Below are 523 nucleotides of genomic sequence, written 5' to 3' on the forward strand. Positions count from 1 at the left end.
AGATGCATCTTAGCCAAGCCGCAAAACTGTCCTAAAAAGCAGGACCACTTCACAGGGCGCTGCTTGCGAAGAAAAAATCATGGCCACGGATGACTTTTATTGCCATCGACCCAACAGCTTAATTCTTCGTCTTCACGTCCTAACCCCTTGTGAATATTTGAAAAGTTAAAAAAATTTGAGGTTCGCAGAATTTATAGCCTGTTTTTTCTGGCCCTAACCCCGAAACAGGCGCACAAGTATTGATTACTATTTCGCGAGGATAACCATGCCTAGTATTAACATGCTTGAATCACTTGCTTACTCACTGGTTGGCGAAGACGCTGTACTATTCCGATTTGACACTGTCACTGGTGAAGTGAGTTACCAGCCGTGGTTCACGCCGTCCTATGCAGAGGTATGGGATTGGGACCGGGATCATATTTACGAGATCTCAGTGGTTGGCTTAGATGCCTCCGGTGCCGAAGTCAGCCGCATAAGTTTTGAGCTTGTGGTCTCGGAGACGGATGCGGTCTGGCAGAACGCT

1 protein-coding gene is annotated in these 523 nt (G+C 47.2%); it reads left to right on the forward strand.

Annotated elements, in window-relative coordinates; translation table 11 throughout:
• Positions 1-265: 265 nt before the first annotated feature.
• A partial coding sequence (locus V7730_RS20985) for a hypothetical protein (RefSeq protein WP_335749511.1) occupies positions 266-523 on the forward strand: 258 nt, incomplete at its 3' end.

It is taken from the genome of Sulfitobacter sp. (assembly GCF_036961165.1).
Classification (GTDB): domain Bacteria; phylum Pseudomonadota; class Alphaproteobacteria; order Rhodobacterales; family Rhodobacteraceae; genus Sulfitobacter.